The following is a 17370-nucleotide window of genomic DNA, read 5'->3' on the forward strand; positions in this document are numbered from 1 at the left end:
ACGACCTAACTTATTAAGTTTTGGCTGAGCTGTTTGGCCACTTTTAGCAGTTCAATTCTCGTATTTTCAATATCTTCAATGTGGTGATGTACGGTGCGAGAGTTCAGAGTCATGAATGGAATGGTGATTACTGCAAAAATATCGCCTTGGACGCCAAAAATCGGTGCGCTAATATTGGTTACGCCTGATATTTGAGGACTAGCCCCAACATAAAACCCATTTGTGAGCGTGTCTTCTACATGGCTGAGGGCATGGCTTATCTCTTCTTTGGTTGCTACTGCTTTGGATAAAATTTCTGCCCGTTGTTGTTCTGAACTGAAACTTATTAATACAATACCAGACCCAGATGAACAGACATCAATTCGTGACCCTAACCTGAGACCAAATCCCATTTTATAAGGGCTTTCTTGACGCGCAATGACTACCATTTCTCCATTGTTATAGCGGGACAAATGGCAAGATTGGTTGACTTTATAGCATAGCTGCTCCATTAAAGGTGTTGCTCGCTTTAGAAGTTGAGAAATGGGCGGATGTTGGTTGGAAAGGGCAAACATTTTTAATGTTAAAGAGTAACTAGAAGAGTCGTCATTAAACTCAATGTACTGTTTTTCGATAAGCACGGAGAGCATCCGGAATATTTCATTGATGCTGCGGTTTAGCTTATCGGCAATTTGCTTTTTAGTTAAAGGCTCTTCATGAGAGGCTAGCAGTTCTAAGATCTCTAACCCTTTTTCTAAGGCTGGAGCTCTGTATTCAGTTTTCTTATTGTTTTCCATTGAAGGGCATCATTATTACGTAATATAGAAACTATCCCCATTCTACTTGAAGTCGCCACGGTGTTGGCTGCGTTCGTTCCCCCCAATTACATAGTTTATCTATGCTCATGGGGGCACTCACTTGTCGTCTACCTGCAAATCCAAGTAGTTTGGGTATAAGGTTGGAGATTAACTCATCTAGAAGCATTACATACAATCATTGATGGGTTATCAACTAAAAGCGCCTCATAAGAGGCGCTTTTTAAACGGATGGTAAATAACTTACTTAATTAACCCCATCATCTCAGGGATTGCCATTGAAATGGCAGGGACATAAGTCACTAGCATCAAGACTAAAAAGATAATAGCGAAGAATGGCAACAAGGTTTTGATAACACTATCAATGCTAATGCCACTGACTTTACATCCGGTAAATAATATTGGGCCTACAGGTGGCGTAATCGTCCCTAGTGATAAGTTAAACACCAACAGAATACCAAACTGTACTGGATCCATGCCTAGTCCCATACAAATCGGTAGGAAAATAGGGGTAAAAATCAAGACTGCCGGTGTTGGGTCCATGAAGGTGCCGACAAACAGTAACACCAGATTGATTATCAATAAAATGATAATAGGATTATCGGTTAGAGAAAGTAGCCCATCAGCTATCATGCCTGGAATTTGAGTAAAGGCCATTACCCATGACATGATGGACGATGTTGCTAGCATAAAGATAACAATAGCCGACATTTTAGCTGTATTTAAGAAGATATTTGGCAATTTTTTTAAATCGATACCTCGATAACAGAGGCTCAAAAATAGTGCGTAAACTACTGCAATCGCTGATGCTTCAGTAGCCGTAAATACTCCACCTAAAATACCACCAATCACCACTACAATCAGTGAAAGGCTAGGAATCGCGTCTAGTGTCACTTTGGCACAATCGGCTAAGGTCATTGAGTGTTTAGTAATATAACCACGACGTTTAGCCATAATGCCAGCCATGATCATGACGCCTAAACCCCATAAGATCCCTGGCAAATAGCCACCCATGAATAGTGCTGAAACCGAAACACTGCCAGCGACGGTGGCGTAAACAATCAGAGTATTACTCGGTGGAATCAACATTCCAGTTGGTGCTGAAGCAATGTTAACCGCAGTGCTGAATGCAGGGTCATAGCCTTCTTTCTTTTGAATTGGTGACATAATGCCACCAACCGCAGCCGCTGACGCCACCCCTGAACCACTGATAGAGCCAAACAACATATTCGAAACAACGTTAGTTTGCGCAAGTGAACCAGGAAAAAACCCACTGATTATTTTTGAAAAATTGATAAGCCGTATCGCGATACCACCATTATTCATAATGTTGCCAGCCAATATGAAGAAAGGGATTGCGAGCAAAGCAAAAGAGTCTAAGCCAACAAACATGCGCTGTGCTGATGTCACCATCGCTCCTTGAGCGGGTAAAATAGACAACATAGCGGCAAATGATGATATACCAACGCTAATACTGATTGGGGCGCCAATAATTAGGAAAAATAGAGCACCACAAAACATAATTAGGGCTGCTGTTAATGCTAAATCCATAACATAGCCTCTTAATGAGTGACTGAACGGTTCAGTTGTTGTAAATGACTGAATAAACGTAATTCGTTGTACAAGAAGTAGAACACCATTAATCCGCCACTGATTGGAATGGCTGCGTAAATCGTGCCCATTGGAATTTGTAATGCAGAATCAAGCTGCCACATTTGACGTACTGCACTGCTGTAACCACCAAAAATCATTATTGATAGAGCAAAAGCCACCGTAGCAAGCTCAGTGAACATTTCGATATATACTTTGGTTTTTTCGCTAAATTTATCTTTAATAAATGTGATTGCCATGTGCTCGCGTAATCCAAAAACATAAGCACTGCCGAATAGAATCAACCAAATGAAGAGGTATCGCGATAACACTTCACTGACTGCGCTGGGGCTATTAAATAAGTATCGCGCTACAACTTGGTAAGTCACCAGTATTGTCATTGCTCCCACTACGGCAATGCAAATGCTAGAAACAATCTTATCTACCCAGCTTTTTAGGGTTTCGACTTTACTAAAAAAGCCATTGTTATTGGTCATCACTTATCAAATCCTTAAAAGGCTGGAAAGTATCCAGCCTTAATTACTGGTATTACTGCATTGATTGAATTGTTTTGAATAAGGCTTTTTGCTCTGCTGTTTCAATTAGGTCATCTTGCAGTTTCTTACAGCTTTCTTGGAATGGTGTGTTATCAATTTCAGTAAAGGTTGCCCCTTTATCCATTGCTGTTTTCTTTGCTGTTTCAATTTGTTGATTCCACATGCTGAACTGTGCAACCGTACTCTCTTTAGCCAATTTTTTTAGAGTCGCTTGGTCTTGTTTTGACATGCTAGAGATGAAGTAGCTGCTTGCCACCACTAAATCTGGAACCATTAGGTGGCGAGTTGTTGAGAAGTAAGGTGCAACTTCGTATTGTTTTAGATCGGCATAGGTAATTTCATTGTTTTCAGCACCATCGAGTACGCCTTGCTGCACTGCGGTATATACTTCACCTTGGCTCATTGGTACACCGGTACCGCCCATACAAGAAAGCATTTTAATCATAGTGTCAGATTGCATAACGCGAATTTTTTGACCTTTCATGTCAACAACGTTTCTTACTGGGCCATTTTTGGTGTACATGCTACGTGCACCAGCGGTATACGCTGTCAGTACTTCAAAACCAAACTTGGATGTAGAGCTGAAGAGTGGATCAAGCTCGCCTGATGTGAATACTTTTTCTTGGTGTTGTGGGCCTGTGTAAATGTACGGCAAACCAATCACACGGAAAGTTTTGTCGTAATTTTCTACCAATGGGTTTGCTACAACAGCGAGTTGAATTGCTCCATTTTGCACCAATTCAAGTGCTGCACGCTGATCACCCAGTAATTCATTTGGATAAATTGTTAGTTTGTAGCGACCTTCTGTTTCTTGATTGAGCTTCTGGCCAAATTCTTTTAGGGCGAGATATTGTGGGTGTTTGTCTGATTGATTGAACGCCGCTTTGATTTCAGTCGCAGCGCTCACTAATGATGAAAAACTTAAAGTACTACCAACAACAGCAGCAATAGTGGCAAGTTTTAACGTTTTAGTTTTAAACATTTTGATGTCTCCAAAGTAAGGTATAGATTTATAAGTATTAGAATTAGCGGATAGTGTTCATATCAACGAAATCCATATCGTCAAAGGTTTGGTTTTCTCCTAGCATTCCCCACACAAAACTGTAGTTTTGCGTGCCACAACCTGAATGAATTGACCAGCTTGGAGACAAAATTAATTGTTGGTTACGAACCACGATATGGCGTGTTTCTTTTGGCTCACCCATAAAGTGGAATACAACTTGTTCTGGTTTAATATTGAAATACAAATAGGCTTCCATGCGTCTTTCATGAGTGTGCGCTGGCATGGTATTCCAGACACTGCCTGTCTGTAGGTGCGTGACTCCCATGCATAGTTGGCAAGTTGGTAACACGTCTGGGTGTAAATATTGGTTGATTATGCGAGCATTGGCTTGTTGTTGTGTGCCAAGCTCAACTTGTTTCGCTTCATTTCGCTTGATTATTCTTGAAGGATATTGATGGTGAGCTGGCGCGCTTAAGCAATATAGCGTTGCGACCTTGCCATCGACTAGCGATGTAAACTCAATATTCTCTTCTCCTTTACCTAAATAAAGTGCATCTAAATGGTTGAGAACATAAGTCTGATTTTTACAACGAACTTCGGCCTTTTCCCCAAGGTTGATGATGCCTAATTCACGGCGTTGTAAGAAAAAATCGGTGCCAAATGCTTTTTCATCAACAAAATCATTGAGTTTCAAGGTGTTTATTGAAGGGCTAGCTCCCATCGCTACAACACGATCAATGTGGCTATAAACCATGACGATACTTTCTTCTTTAAAGAGCTCTTCTGTTAGAAACTCTTCTCTTAAGCGTGTCGTATCATAATGCTTAGTGTCGATGGGGTTGTTGTTGTAATTAATAAACATAACTGTCTCCTTGATGATGAAAACAGATTACCCGCATTTCAAATACGATCAATATCGTTCATATATAAATAATTGTATTTGTGATCAGTGGTGTTATTTTTTATGAACCACCGTTTCTTTTCATGACATTGATCGATTTGCAATCAACTCAAGGACAGGATAGTTTCAGAAAATCTGCCGAATGTCCGATGAAATATCATCAATCAACTGCCGAGCGGATTCATCTCTTTGTTGAACTAGGGTGATAAATATCAGGTCGGTGAGAACGTTCTGAGCGGTACGCGAAGCGATAGAAGAGCTGCGATGTTCGCTTTCGTCTGCGATGGTATCAAAGGAGAGATCCGCCAGCTCGCGTAATCGATTTTTTGTCGGTGAAGTGAGAGCAATGACCTTTGCACCCTGCTCTTTAGCCGATTCTGCGGCCACCAAAATCTCTTTCCTATCTCCAGAAAATGAAATCACAATTTGGATATCTTGCGCCGAAAGAGTACGTGCAGTAGCGATTTGAACGTGGCTATCTTGCTCGGTTAATGCAGTGATGCCTAACTTTAACAGCTTGAAGGCTAAATCTTTTGCGGTAAGAGCTGAGCCTCCGATCCCCACTATTTGTACTCGGCTTGCAAGGTTTATCCATTGAATGGCTTGGTTAAAGTGGCTAAATGAAAGTGCATTGGTGGTGTGGAACATGGCGTCAGTTTTGGCCTGCACTAGTTTTTGTGCGATAACGGCGATGGGGTCATCGACCAAAATATTACTGTGCAAAGGGGTGGTGTGCATCGCTTGCTTGCGGCCGAGTTCTTCTGCCAGTGCCAACTTGAATTCGCTATATCCCTTAAAACCAATTTTTTGAGTGAATTTTACAATACTAGATTGGCTCACTTGGGCGTGGTCAGCCAGTGCTTGGCTAGTCGCCGTGGCGGCTTTTTCTGGATAAGCGATGATCCAATCCGCAATTTTTAACCCACTACTAGAGAGTTGCGTACGGCGGCTCATTAGCTTGTTCATCACAGACATAATTTCCCTCTCATTTTTTGAATAAATTATTCCACTGTGGAAATAATTAAACCAATAGCTAGGTGGCTGTATTTAATGTTTATTTATTTTATTTCTGTTGTTTTGGTCACGCGATAAAGGACCATTATTCCACTCATTTACAGCCCAAAGAATAACCTTTGATGTGATTTATGTCACTTAATTGGAATATTTTATTCCATAGAATCGCCTCAGTTTCGAATTCCTATAGAGAAAGATTTGATGAAAATTGATTTAACTCAGTTGGTCACAGAAGGCCGCAATTCAGCCAGTGCTGATATCGACACGCTTCCAACACTCGAAATGCTACAAGTGATCAACCGTGAGGATCAAAAAGTCGCGTTCGCTGTAGAGAAAACGTTACCTCAAGTTGCACAAGCCGTAGATGCCATTGTATTAGCATTCCAAGCGGGAGGACGCTTGATTTATATGGGTGCGGGCACTTCTGGTCGTCTTGGTATTTTAGATGCCAGTGAATGTCCGCCGACGTATGGTTCTCACCCAGATTTGGTGGTGGGTTTAATTGCAGGTGGCCATCAGGCGATTCTCAAAGCGGTCGAAAACGCGGAAGACAATACAGAGCTTGGGCAGGACGACCTGAAACATCTCCAGCTAACAGATAAAGACGTAGTGGTCGGTATTGCAGCAAGTGGCCGTACACCTTACGTGTTAGGTGGTATGGCTTACGCCAAGTCGGTAGGGGCTACGGTGGTGGCTATTGCGTGTAACCCACAATGTGCGATGCAACAACAAGCCGACATTGCGATTATCCCCGTGGTTGGCGCTGAAGTAGTTACTGGTTCTTCGCGTATGAAAGCGGGCACTGCGCAAAAACTGATCCTCAACATGCTGACCAGTGGTGCCATGATCCGCTCTGGAAAAGTGTTTGGTAATTTGATGGTTGACGTTGAAGCCACCAATGCCAAATTAATTCAGCGTCAAAATAACATTGTTGTCGAAGCAACGGGTTGTAATAGCGATCAAGCAGAACAGGCGCTCAATGCTTGTCAGCGTCATTGCAAAACCGCCATTTTAATGATTCTTGCCGATATGAATGCTGAGCAAGCGACACAAAAACTCGCTAAGCATAATGGATTTATTCGCGCGGCACTTAACGACCAATAAAACTGGATTTATCCAAAGGATGTCCTCATGGCAAAAATAACTTCAAGCATGATTGTGAAGCTCCTGAGCGCAGTGGGCGGTAGCAATAACATTAGCAAGTGCGGCAACTGTATGACGCGCTTACGTTTAACATTGAATGATAATGCCTTGGCTGATCAAGCGACCATAAAAGCGATTCCCGGTGTAATGGGTGTGGTGGAAAGTGACCAACAGCTACAAATTATTTTAGGCCCTGGTAAAGCGCAAACGGCAGCGGAAATGATGAATGAGATGCTGGCGAATGGTGAAACGGTAGCGGCAGAGATTGATATTGAAAACCAAGATTTATCGACCATCGCTTCTGAACAAAAAAAGCAGATGAAGAGTAAGCAAACCAGTGGTGTTCAACGTTTTCTGAGCAAATTTGCGACCATTTTTACCCCGCTGATCCCCGGTTTTATTGCTGCTGGTTTATTGCTTGGTTTTGCCACATTGCTTGAGCAGATGTTTGTGATTGACCAGTCACCAAGTCAATTTATGCTTGATTTGATCGCTTATATGAAGGTGTTTGGTAAAGGGCTATTTGCTTTCTTGAGCATCTTGATTGGTTATAACGCGCAGCAAGCGTTTGGTGGTTCGGGGGTTAATGGTGCGATTTTAGCTTCTTTATTTGTGCTTGGTTATAACCCTGAAGCCACAACCGGTATCTATTCCGGTATGAATGAGTTCTTTGGGTTCACCATCGACCCGCGTGGCAACATCATCGGTGTTTTATTAGCGTCTATTTTGGGCGCTCAAGTAGAGCGTAAAGTGCGCCAATACATGCCAGATGATCTGGATATGATTTTAACTTCAGTGGTGACCTTGCTTATCATGGGGGTGGTGACTTTCTTGGTGATCATGCCAATTGGTGGCGAACTCTTTAAAGGCATGTCCTGGCTGTTTCTGAACCTGAACGATAACCCGTTTGGTGCGGCGTTGTTATCTGGCCTATTCTTGATTTCGGTGGTGTTTGGTATCCACCAAGGTTTTGTACCGGTTTATTTTGCGTTGATGGATGTGCAAGGTTTTAACTCACTGTTTCCTATTCTGGCGATGGCTGGTGGTGGCCAAGTGGGTGCGTCATTAGCGCTTTACTTTAAAGCGAAAAAAGATGCGCTGCTACGCACTCAGGTAAAAGGTGCCATTATTCCTGGTATTTTGGGTATCGGTGAGCCGCTAATTTATGGTGTGACTTTGCCGCGAGTGAAACCCTTTGTTACTGCCTGTATTGGCGGTGCTGCGGGTGGTTTCTTTATTGGTTTAGTCTCTTACCTTGGTTTACCGGTTGGGTTGAATACGGTGTTTGGCCCATCGGGTATTGTTGCGGTTCCATTGATGACATCTGAGCAGGGCATTTTTGCAGGGATGTTGGTGTTTGTCGGGGGGCTTTTGATTTCCTACGTTGTCGGCTTTCTCGCCACTTATTTCTTTGGCTGTAAAGATGTTGATTTAAGCTGATTCACCCAACCCCTATAGGTGTGAAGTAGCCGCACCTTTAGTTAACCTTGATGATTCATCGATAAGGGTTCGCTAAAGGTGCTTTTTTATTCTAGTGGTTTTGGTTGAAATACCCATTATGGTTGCTGTGCTAGGTTCGGTTCGATCGAGATATATAAAGTATCATTATAGATGCCACCGGGTTTACGGTTTGTATCACCGACAATAAAGGTGATTGGAATTGGCCTGCCTGAGGTGGCTTGATCGGAATGCCATTGAGACGATGTCTTGCTTAATTCGATCGGTTGGTTATCAAGCAACATTTGATAAGCAATATCCCACTGAGCATCCGCTGATTGGTGGCGCATCACACCTCGATACATCGATTCAATCGAAATTGAATAACTAGCAGTACTTTGTACCCACAGCTTGGGCGCGGAATGTATGACTTTATTCGCCGTCAGTTCACCAATATCAAGGTCATAATGTTGTTGCGACAAGCCATAAAACTGGATTTTGGCACTCGGCAGTACAACCGCTTCAATATTGAGTGACAGTTCTTGTTCGCTTTGATTCTGTAGCAACGATGTCCCGCTGAGCGTTGCCTTTAACTCACCAGAAAAGCGACCAGCATCTAGCCATTGCTTTGCTGGGTACTTGATTTGAAAAGTCGTGATAGGCTTACTTTCTGACAAGGTAATATACCAGCGTCCTGCTTTTTGATAGCCATTACTGCCTTGCCACTCGAATTGGATTTGCTGCTGATTGGTGCTGCGTAAAGAGCTAGCACCTTTATCCAGATCAAGTTCGACCTCTATGCTGCATTCTTCACCTTGAATATCCGATCTTAGTCGGTAATTTTGTACCAATGCTGATTGCCCGGTGGCGAAAACGTCATAGGTATTTTGCGAGGAAATGGCATCAAGACTGACAAGGCTTGCTTGGCAGCCAGCGTATAGCGAGTGAGAGGCAATGAGTGCGAATAGGCCCATTGCCCATGTATTGATTAAGCGGCTAATCCACATACAAATCTCCTAATAAGATCAACACATCACTGCCTTCTTCGATGGTGATCTCTAATGATTGTTTCTGTTTCATATTGAGTTCAAGAAGATAGGTGCCAGGGCGCATTCCGGAAACCGCAAAACGTCCTTTACGGTTAGTGAAAAACTCGATTGGTTCTTGTTCTGCATCACCTAAATAGTGAGCAACACCGGCGATCAAAGAGATAGGTTGATTGGTTTGACGATCGATCAAATTACCCATCACGGTCAGTACCGCATCGGACCCAATTTGCAATTGGTAACCTTGGTTGTAGCCAGGGTTAAGTAAGAATGCACCATCACCAAGATCATAGCCGGGCGGTAGGTCTTCCACATCATAGCCCACAAGTTGTGAGTTATAGGCGACCAAATCAGAGACCAAAAAATTGCGCTTTGATTGACCATAAACGCGTGCGTATTCGCTGTTTCTTTCGGGATCAATCGCTACTTTGTTTTCAGCCAAACTGCTGTGTTTCTTTATGACCGCAAATGCTTCGCCCACTCGGCGACCGACCGCAACAGAGGTTCCAGCAAAGGCAATCGCACTGGAGACTTCTAGGCGTGTATTGTGCGTCCGTTGATCTTGGTTAAAGTCTTGATATCGCGTAGTGTGGTCAGCGATCACTTCAAAGCGGTTGGCGGTATAATTCACCCCCGCATCAAGGTTGGCATCGCTGTCTCTTTCATTGACGAGTGTGGCATAAGCTTGCACGCCACCTGTGTTGCCTTCGCCCTCACGATAAGTAATGTCTGCGGTGGTTTTATCTTGCGAGCTATCGTAGCGACCAACGATGCGAGTCGCTTGGCTTAGCGGCCAACTTAATGTTAGTGATGTATTCACTTCATCATCACTGTATTGATAATCTCGGTAATCAACGCGAGCACTCCAGGTTGCTGGCGTTCCAAAGAGAGGGCCGGATAAACTTGGGCTGACAGACCAATAGTTATCATCTTGGTCTGAGCCTGAACTATACGTTGCTGACATCGCGCCGCGTAAGCGCGGAGTCATATCGAGTGAGCCAAACATGGATACGTAATGTTCCACACTATTGACTGGCGTGTTGGTTATTTCTAGATCTCTAATCCCAACAAAATTATCGGTTTGATAATCATAAATGATGCTCCATTGTGCATTGAGCGAATGGCTATCATCAAATTCGGCATCGAAGGCAACACGAAATGCGTGTCCATTGCCCACATCAGGATGATGGCTCGTTGAGGCGATAAATTCAGTCACCCCGATAGGGCTAGCAAACAGCAACGAGCCACCATATTGATATAATTTATCTCGACTTTGTGCATTGACGCCTAAGGTTAGCCAAGGCGTAACACCGGCATCAAAGTAACCATGCACTACATGCTGCGAGGTTTCATAATCTAATTGCTTATCGTCAAATTCACTTGGCACACCTGCGACCAAGCTATATTCAAACTCGCCACTGTTGAGTAAGTCATTACCGGTCGCAACGGAGAATTGCACTCGCTCTTGCTTACCCGTCGAGTCAGTAATGATAAGTTCAATGTCATTGTTTCCTTGCGCTAAAGGAATGTCATTTAAATTGTAACTGCCAGCACTGAGTGTTAAGCGTTGCACGATGACACCGTCAATCACGACATCGACGTTAGATGTGCGCAGTAAGGTAAAAGATTGTGTCGCTTTAGGACGAACATTTCTGGTCGGGATTAAGGTGAAATCGCGGGTAATGCCAACACCTAAAATATCCACGCTGTCTTGTAAGTTCTTACCGGCATTAAACATATCACCGATCACTAATCGCGTACCTTGCGAAGGAAAGTCGACATTGAGGCGTGTTCCTTGTCGCGCATAAATGGCTGATTCATCACTGGCGTGTTCATAGGTTGATTCGTACTCTATATTGGCTGGGCCAATATTTAACGCCGCATCAAAGCGGTGGCTATAGAGTGTCTCGCGTTGTGAATCATCGTTATCAACAGCTTGGCTTTGCATGCCTGATAAGCTGATATTGAGGTAACCACTGACAAAAGCTGGGCTGAGCTTACTGGCATTTATTTGAGATGATGATAGCGAAAGTTGTTGAGTTAACAGTTGTTCCGGTGGGACGATAATGACACATTCCAAGCTGGAAAAATCGAAATTTAAGTCAAGACCTGCGGCACGAAAATCTTGCTGAGAAAGCATATCGCCACGACTGGCTTCACTGAGGGTATTAATGGCTTGCTCTGAAACTAGGGTAGCTAAAAGCGCTAGGGTACTGGCTTTGGGCAGTAAAATGTCATCATCAGCGGTGATGGTGATTTGCGCCTCACCGATAACACCATCACTCACTTTCAACAGCGATACTAACTCAATATCTCGCCCTGTCGGGTTCAATTTGACGACTTTTTCTTGCGCCCAAACCATTTGGCTGCATAGCCCGAATAATATCAGCCAATAAATACCACCTCGTGCCGTTTTCATTGCACTATTCCACGGTAATCCCCAGCCGGAATGGGTTGAACTGGAGTAATCACTATCGATGACATCGGTGGAATGAAATGTTCACCTAACGCTTTATTAAGTGTTGTTTGCCAACGATTTTCAGTATTAAAAAAGTGCAATAGCTCTGTGTAGGTATAACGATTGCCACTGTTTTTCAAGGTGACGGAGCCATCTTCACTGACATGCAGGCTGACCTTTGCGTTCTGATTATTAGAAAAAATGTGTACGAGAGCGTTATAGTTCACTTGTACGGAAATGCCACTGTCATGTTGAGAAACGTTGCTTGTTAGAGCGTTACTATCACTGGCAAATTCAGAGGCTAATAGTGGCTGGCTTAAGCGCAAAAAATAGCTTTCAGATGTAGTGAGTTCAGCGCCTACCCATTGCAAACGAAAGACTTGTGATTGACCCGGTTGCAAGACAGTTGCTAACGGAAAAAATAGTAACGAGCCGTCTTCAATTTGTTGTGAAATAAATCCACCATCAGGCTGAAAAATAAGGCGACGTAGGCTAGTTTCAAGCGGTACTTTTTGGGTGCTGTTGTTGGTGACAACCACTTGCGCCATGCCGCCGCTTTGCGTATCCATCTCTAGTACCGTTGGTGACATGATAATCGCTTGCGATGAAGCACTGAAGATACAAACAATACACGTCCAAAAAAACCGTAAGCACGCTTTCATCATTCATGCCTCATTCAGTCAATGTTTTCAATTTCAATCGATGTTGATTGTGCGTCAAAGCCTTCTGGTGGTTGCATCACGAAGATGCGTTTTGATTTTGGTAAAATGAGCGTACCAGCAAGAAACTTACTAATATCGCTACCTGGTAGGAAGAGGGATTGATTGTGATCGGTGATTCGCCAATTTGTTTTGGATAGGCGGCCGTAACTCTTACCATCATTGGTTATTTCAACTAACCACTTGCCATCTTTCTGCTCGACTCGCTCAACTTTCATTGCAGGGTTAGTATTTTTAGGTCTGACATTGAGCAAGGTATTAAACTGCATCAGCACACCGATGCTAGCCGTTTCGTCGGTGTCAGCTCGTTCCACTTTTACTTGCTTTACCGCAATCCGATAAGATTGTGATTGTGAAATAGAGGGGTTACCAAGATAGCGCACCATCACCGATTGGGACCGTCCAGGAGGGATTATCGCGGTAACTGGAATCACTAGCAGGTCATCGTCTGCCGGTTTGGTGGTCTCATTACCCATCTCATCCATCGACATCGACAGCGGAATAAACTCGACTGTCAAAGGTTGTTGGCTAGTGTTATCAATCCGCATTGTCATTTGTGACCCCTTACCAATCGGGGTAATTTCGGCAACCATCGGCTGTACTTTATAAGCGTTAGCGACAGAGCTCATTATCAATAATGCAAACAAACCGAGATATTTGGCTATGAACATATGAACCACTCCTTGATTACAAATGGGAGGCTAGCGCCTCCCATCACTACTGCTGTTTTATTATTGCGCTGTAATTTGAACGGTTAGCGTGTCTGAGTAGCCACCAGCCCACAACGCCGTGGCGGTTGTAGTAATCGATAGCGTTGCTGAAACCCCAGTAGCTAAGCTTGTTGAACCGCTGTAGGACTCACTAACGCTCACGTTGTTCAAGCCAGGGCCACCAGGTGCATTAAGGGTAATGGGTGCTAAACCTGATACTGATGGCGTTAAGATAGCGGTATAAGGGATGGCATAGTCTTCGTTATCATCTGATTCGAGACCACCTTCAACACTGGTTAATGTTATCGTTGCACCATCAGAATCGTTACATTTCACCGTAATATCATCTTGAGCGGTTTGCACAGAAGTTACCGCCCCAAAGTTAAGAGCTTGGCTTGATAGGTCAGTAATTTCACAGACAGGCTCAATAAAACCAGTCAATTGAAGAGAACCAGCGTTTACTTGTGTTCCAAATAGAGCTGATACGGCAACTGCACACATTGTTAGCTTTTTCATACGATAGATTCCTTTAACTTAATGAAAGAGTTACTTGCTATAGCCCCAATCCAAACAGGGCATTGTTCTGCCGTTAGGCAGGTTTTCTAGTTACTGATGTCATGAATTGAGGGATACACATCAATTTCAATGACATCTTCGTAATGGCCCGCATACAGCAGGTTTTCATCTAGTGTTACTCGCATCACCCCTTCTGTGGTAAATGGAATATCACTTGAACCGTAAATAACTGTTGGCGACAGCAGATCCTCACTTGATAGCGATGCATTTAGTCCGATTGAATGAATAGCGATATCTAGCTGGTATTGAGTGAGTAAATTTGTTCTGGATTGTAATAACCGTAAACCACCATTTTTGGAATAAATCGACATCTTTAATGGTTGATTGCAATAAACATCAAACGGCAGGGACTTTATCTTCTCATTCGAAAAGTCCATTTTATTGCCCGTTCTAAAGTTCATTTCACATTGGTTTTTTATATGGCCAGAAATCGTTAATGATAAATTTTCACTATTTACAGCAAGCGCCTGCTCGCCCAAATTCATGAGAGGGATAATAAAAAAAACAATGCTTTTTGTTATAGCCCTCATAATGCAACCTTACCTGCTGTCAACATGCCAGTAACTATAAGGCTGGAAATTTAACGTGGAGTATTAAAGAAGAATGAGTAAATTTAAAAAGTAGTAGTGGAGTAGTATGTCAGTCTTTGGATTTTGATATTTAATCCTTACATTTCATGTTGTTATGTCTTTGTTTTATTTGATGGTGACTTGTTTCAATTTAGAGACAGAAAAAAGGTCGATCATGATATACATTATTAGCATTGCTATTTATGTTTGGTTGCTAAATTAATTTTATAGGTCTACTCACTAATTCCGAGGTCTAACCATGGAAGGAAAAGTATTAGATAAACGAAATTCTGAAAAGAAGGTGTTGTTCTTAGGACGGAAAAATATTCATTCTAGGCTTATCCAAAGAGAGCTATGTAAATGTAATAAATTTTCGATAAAACATCAGGATATAGAAAGATTTAACCAAGATGAGAGCGTGGATGAAATTGCCGTAGTTCTTATCGGTTATGATTATATTAATGATCAGCTATATAACCATTTGCTCTCAGCGATGACCTTAAATCTAAATCTTGTGATTTATAATGTGCCGTTAGATCTGTGCACTGAAGAAATTGCGCCATGGGTGTGTTTAAAAGGCATACTCTATGAAGATGCTCCGGTCGAGCATTTGATTCGATGTGTGGAGTCTGTGGCGAATGGAAATTTGTGGCTGCCACGTGAGTTAATGGCAAGCATGCTCAATCAGCTCAAACCTTATGCTTTGTCTTCTCAACACGGTTTAGAAGAATTGACCAAGCGTGAAAAGCAAATTCTCGATCGTTTAGTATGTGGTCGCTCGAACCTGCAGATAGCCAATGAATTATTTGTTGCTGAGAGCACGGTCAAAACACACATCTATAAACTGTATAAGAAGATCAACGTCAACTGCCGCCGCGAAGCAATCAGGTTTGTCCGCCAACATGGTGACGTGGAAGTGCAATTATGAATATCTCATTTTTTAGTTAACTCTTTTCTATTGCCAATAGATTCATTATGAAGGGCTGTGATTTTCAAGCATGCTGATCTTAGTTTTATTTGTGCGGGTGGGTATAATCATGCAATAGCAAACATAACTAGCTTAGAACCACTAACAATGAAACCAGGTCGAAACGACGCTTGTCCTTGTGGCAGCGGTAAAAAATACAAACGTTGTTGCATGAACCGAGTGTCAAAGTTGCATGCTGAACTCTTTGATGATGTTGAGCAAATGGTTGCGATGAATCCTAATTTATCGCTCGATGAACTCAATGTAGTGATGCAATACAAAGTTCAGAAGCGTAATAACTGCTCACACTCTGATTTTTGTGGTTTATCATCTACGCAAATGGCTAATTGGCTCTATGCGCCTTTTGATGAATTACAATGGGTGACAATGTCCACGCCAGATGATCTCTCATCTAGCCCTGTGATGCGATATTTGGCGCTGATTTTAGACGAAGCTATGCAAAACGAGGGATCGTTTAAGGCCACGAGTAAAGGTAACTTACCGGCCAAGTTAGTCAAACTGGCCAGTGACTTATTGCCGCAATTTGCTGTTTCTCAATTTGAGCGTGATATTAGCATCAGTGATTTTGCTGGTAGCAATGAAGATAAATTTAATGCCCTACACTATGCTCGTATTTTAGCTGAAATTGCAGGCATCATTTATCGTCGCAGTGGCCGTTATCATGTGAAAAAAGCCGCCCAGAAGCAGTATCAGGTCCATGGTCTTCAAGTCTTTTTTAAACCCATGCTAGAAGCCACGATAACTCAATACAATTGGGGCTATTTTGACGGTTTTGATCATGAAGTGAATTTACAAACCTTCTGGCTCTTTATGTTGTGGCGTTTACAAGGCCATGGAAATGTTGGTCAGTTGATTGATGAGATGGAAACCGCATTTCCTGATTTGTTGCGTGAATTTCCATCGGATGGCTATTTTTCACCAAAACAGAATTTAAGTCTCTTGATTGAGTCGCGCTTTATTGATCGTTTTTTACAGTTTTGGGGATTTGTTATCATTGATCCAAGACGCTACGTTAATGGTGAAGCGGTCGCCAGAAAAGTACAGATCCAACCGTTGCTGACCCAAACCTTCCAATTCACAATAAATACATAGCAAGGTCATCGTGAGCGAATATCAATACTATAAATTCGAGCGTTTGGATGGGTATTTAGATGCTAAAGCGCGTCAAGCGCTCAGATCGATTTCAAGCCGTGCCGAGATCAGCGCTACGTCCTTTCAGGTGTATTACACCTACAGTGACTTAAAGACTGAGCCTTCTGAGTTGATGGTAAAATACTTCGATATCGGTTTTTATTATGCTGATTGGGGCTCAATCGATGTATACATCAAGCTACCAGCTGGAACGCTTCCAGATGTGTTACTCGGCTTTTCAATAGATGGGCTTTATGTGCATCAAAGCGATGAGTGGCAGTTGCTGATTTTTTCCATCGAGGAGTATGACGAATATTTTGACGATGAACATGCTGACGACTTTTTCCAATGTTTAGCCAGTTTACGCAGCGAGTTAATCCAAGGTAATTGGCGTCTTGTGTACTTTATGTGGCTCAAAAAGCTTGATTTTAATGAAAAACTTGACGGAATACCTTTAATTCAATTCGATTTTCAGCATCTTAGTAAGGAATTACAAGCTTTTGCGGCACTGTATGATATTCCCTTAGCATTGGTTAAGGCACTGGCCATGGTACTGAAGGAACAACCAAGTCACCAAGCCAAACAACCCCATTTTCAGTTTGATGCGTGGCTACACAATCTCACGGATGCGGAGAAAATACGCTACTACGCACGCTGTTTGAGCAAGGCCAGCTAACCCGCCACCAAGCCTTAGCACTGACGCGAAAAGAACCAGCCAGCAAAGACGAAGCCTA

17 protein-coding genes are annotated in these 17370 nt (G+C 42.8%); 5 read left to right on the forward strand and 12 right to left on the reverse strand.

The genetic code is table 11. From position 1 onward, the window contains the following. Positions 1-5 precede the first annotated feature (5 nt). From MCT08_RS01960 to MCT08_RS01985, 6 genes are all read right to left on the reverse strand, one after another. The gene (locus MCT08_RS01960) at positions 6-776 is read right to left on the reverse strand and encodes an IclR family transcriptional regulator (RefSeq protein ID WP_172533459.1); all 771 of its coding nucleotides are present in this window, start codon (positions 774-776) and stop codon (positions 6-8) included. A 261-nt stretch (positions 777-1037) separates the two neighbouring features. Next, positions 1038-2345 (reverse strand): TRAP transporter large permease, encoded by a 1308-nt coding sequence (locus MCT08_RS01965; RefSeq protein ID WP_172533458.1) that lies wholly within the window; start codon positions 2343-2345, stop codon positions 1038-1040. 11 nt (positions 2346-2356) lie between these two features. Further along, the gene (locus MCT08_RS01970; RefSeq protein ID WP_172533467.1) at positions 2357-2881 is read right to left on the reverse strand and encodes a TRAP transporter small permease; all 525 of its coding nucleotides are present in this window, start codon (positions 2879-2881) and stop codon (positions 2357-2359) included. Between the two features lie 52 nt (positions 2882-2933). Further along, positions 2934-3923 (reverse strand): TRAP transporter substrate-binding protein, encoded by a 990-nt coding sequence (locus tag MCT08_RS01975; RefSeq protein ID WP_274673473.1) that lies wholly within the window; start codon positions 3921-3923, stop codon positions 2934-2936. Between the two features lie 43 nt (positions 3924-3966). Next, entirely contained in the window at positions 3967-4806 is an 840-nt protein-coding gene (gene kduI / locus MCT08_RS01980) for a 5-dehydro-4-deoxy-D-glucuronate isomerase (RefSeq protein ID WP_274673472.1), read from the reverse strand. 165 nt (positions 4807-4971) lie between these two features. Further along, entirely contained in the window at positions 4972-5820 is an 849-nt protein-coding gene (locus MCT08_RS01985; RefSeq protein WP_274673471.1) for an SIS domain-containing protein, read from the reverse strand. Between the two features lie 240 nt (positions 5821-6060). Between MCT08_RS01985 and murQ the strand changes: the two genes are divergently transcribed. After that, positions 6061-6963, forward strand: coding sequence for an N-acetylmuramic acid 6-phosphate etherase (murQ, locus tag MCT08_RS01990; RefSeq protein WP_168787091.1), 903 nt, complete (start codon positions 6061-6063; stop codon positions 6961-6963). Between the two features lie 27 nt (positions 6964-6990). Beyond that, positions 6991-8442, forward strand: coding sequence for a PTS N-acetylmuramic acid transporter subunit IIBC (gene murP, locus MCT08_RS01995; protein WP_053309730.1), 1452 nt, complete (start codon positions 6991-6993; stop codon positions 8440-8442). A 116-nt stretch (positions 8443-8558) separates the two neighbouring features. Here the strand turns inward: murP and MCT08_RS02000 are convergent, their stop codons facing one another. The 6 genes from MCT08_RS02000 to MCT08_RS02025 form a co-directional block, all read right to left on the reverse strand. Then, complete coding sequence (locus tag MCT08_RS02000) at positions 8559-9446, reverse strand: hypothetical protein (RefSeq protein ID WP_274677770.1); 888 nt, start codon at positions 9444-9446, stop codon at positions 8559-8561. Further along, on the reverse strand, positions 9436-11904 hold the full coding sequence (locus tag MCT08_RS02005; protein ID WP_425609318.1) for a fimbria/pilus outer membrane usher protein: 2469 nt from the start codon (positions 11902-11904) through the stop codon (positions 9436-9438). Before MCT08_RS02005 ends, MCT08_RS02000 begins: the two co-directional genes overlap by 11 nt. Further along, the gene (locus MCT08_RS02010; RefSeq protein ID WP_274677771.1) at positions 11901-12533 is read right to left on the reverse strand and encodes a molecular chaperone; all 633 of its coding nucleotides are present in this window, start codon (positions 12531-12533) and stop codon (positions 11901-11903) included. Before MCT08_RS02010 ends, MCT08_RS02005 begins: the two co-directional genes overlap by 4 nt. Before the next feature lie 86 nt (positions 12534-12619). Then, positions 12620-13333: a fimbrial biogenesis chaperone gene (locus MCT08_RS02015; RefSeq protein WP_420883294.1), complete on the reverse strand. Its 714-nt coding sequence runs from the start codon at positions 13331-13333 to the stop codon at positions 12620-12622. A gap of 60 nt (positions 13334-13393) precedes the next feature. After that, on the reverse strand, positions 13394-13888 hold the full coding sequence (locus MCT08_RS02020; RefSeq protein ID WP_261916373.1) for a hypothetical protein: 495 nt from the start codon (positions 13886-13888) through the stop codon (positions 13394-13396). 86 nt (positions 13889-13974) lie between these two features. Continuing rightward, positions 13975-14478 (reverse strand): hypothetical protein, encoded by a 504-nt coding sequence (locus tag MCT08_RS02025; RefSeq protein ID WP_053309726.1) that lies wholly within the window; start codon positions 14476-14478, stop codon positions 13975-13977. A 298-nt stretch (positions 14479-14776) separates the two neighbouring features. On the opposite strand from MCT08_RS02025, the gene MCT08_RS02030 reads away from it, so the two are divergent. From MCT08_RS02030 to MCT08_RS02040, 3 genes are all read left to right on the forward strand, one after another. After that, the gene (locus MCT08_RS02030) at positions 14777-15445 is read left to right on the forward strand and encodes a response regulator transcription factor (RefSeq protein WP_071233025.1); all 669 of its coding nucleotides are present in this window, start codon (positions 14777-14779) and stop codon (positions 15443-15445) included. 147 nt (positions 15446-15592) lie between these two features. Continuing rightward, positions 15593-16597 (forward strand): YecA family protein, encoded by a 1005-nt coding sequence (locus MCT08_RS02035; protein WP_274677772.1) that lies wholly within the window; start codon positions 15593-15595, stop codon positions 16595-16597. A gap of 10 nt (positions 16598-16607) precedes the next feature. Then, the gene (locus MCT08_RS02040) at positions 16608-17312 is read left to right on the forward strand and encodes a hypothetical protein (protein ID WP_274677773.1); all 705 of its coding nucleotides are present in this window, start codon (positions 16608-16610) and stop codon (positions 17310-17312) included. Positions 17313-17370 lie beyond the last annotated feature (58 nt).

This window comes from Vibrio aestuarianus (assembly GCF_028858425.1).
Taxonomy (GTDB): Bacteria; Pseudomonadota; Gammaproteobacteria; order Enterobacterales; family Vibrionaceae; genus Vibrio; species Vibrio aestuarianus.

Excerpts from the sequence above, each read along its gene's own strand:
- MCT08_RS02005 (WP_425609318.1), bottom strand. The coding sequence starts at position 11,904 with ATGAAAACGGCACGAGGTGGTATTTATTGGCTGATATTATTCGGGCTA.
- MCT08_RS01960 (WP_172533459.1), bottom strand. The coding sequence starts at position 776 with ATGGAAAACAATAAGAAAACTGAATACAGAGCTCCAGCCTTAGAAAAA.
- MCT08_RS01985 (WP_274673471.1), bottom strand. The coding sequence starts at position 5,820 with ATGTCTGTGATGAACAAGCTAATGAGCCGCCGTACGCAACTCTCTAGT.
- MCT08_RS02010 (WP_274677771.1), bottom strand. The coding sequence starts at position 12,533 with ATGTCACCAACGGTACTAGAGATGGATACGCAAAGCGGCGGCATGGCG.
- kduI (WP_274673472.1), bottom strand. The coding sequence starts at position 4,806 with ATGTTTATTAATTACAACAACAACCCCATCGACACTAAGCATTATGAT.
- MCT08_RS02025 (WP_053309726.1), bottom strand. The coding sequence starts at position 14,478 with ATGAGGGCTATAACAAAAAGCATTGTTTTTTTTATTATCCCTCTCATG.
- MCT08_RS02035 (WP_274677772.1), top strand. The coding sequence starts at position 15,593 with ATGAAACCAGGTCGAAACGACGCTTGTCCTTGTGGCAGCGGTAAAAAA.
- MCT08_RS02015 (WP_420883294.1), bottom strand. The coding sequence starts at position 13,333 with ATGTTCATAGCCAAATATCTCGGTTTGTTTGCATTATTGATAATGAGC.
- MCT08_RS01965 (WP_172533458.1), bottom strand. The coding sequence starts at position 2,345 with ATGGATTTAGCATTAACAGCAGCCCTAATTATGTTTTGTGGTGCTCTA.
- MCT08_RS01970 (WP_172533467.1), bottom strand. The coding sequence starts at position 2,881 with ATGACCAATAACAATGGCTTTTTTAGTAAAGTCGAAACCCTAAAAAGC.
- MCT08_RS02000 (WP_274677770.1), bottom strand. The coding sequence starts at position 9,446 with ATGTGGATTAGCCGCTTAATCAATACATGGGCAATGGGCCTATTCGCA.
- murQ (WP_168787091.1), top strand. The coding sequence starts at position 6,061 with ATGAAAATTGATTTAACTCAGTTGGTCACAGAAGGCCGCAATTCAGCC.
- MCT08_RS01975 (WP_274673473.1), bottom strand. The coding sequence starts at position 3,923 with ATGTTTAAAACTAAAACGTTAAAACTTGCCACTATTGCTGCTGTTGTT.
- MCT08_RS02030 (WP_071233025.1), top strand. The coding sequence starts at position 14,777 with ATGGAAGGAAAAGTATTAGATAAACGAAATTCTGAAAAGAAGGTGTTG.
- MCT08_RS02020 (WP_261916373.1), bottom strand. The coding sequence starts at position 13,888 with ATGAAAAAGCTAACAATGTGTGCAGTTGCCGTATCAGCTCTATTTGGA.
- murP (WP_053309730.1), top strand. The coding sequence starts at position 6,991 with ATGGCAAAAATAACTTCAAGCATGATTGTGAAGCTCCTGAGCGCAGTG.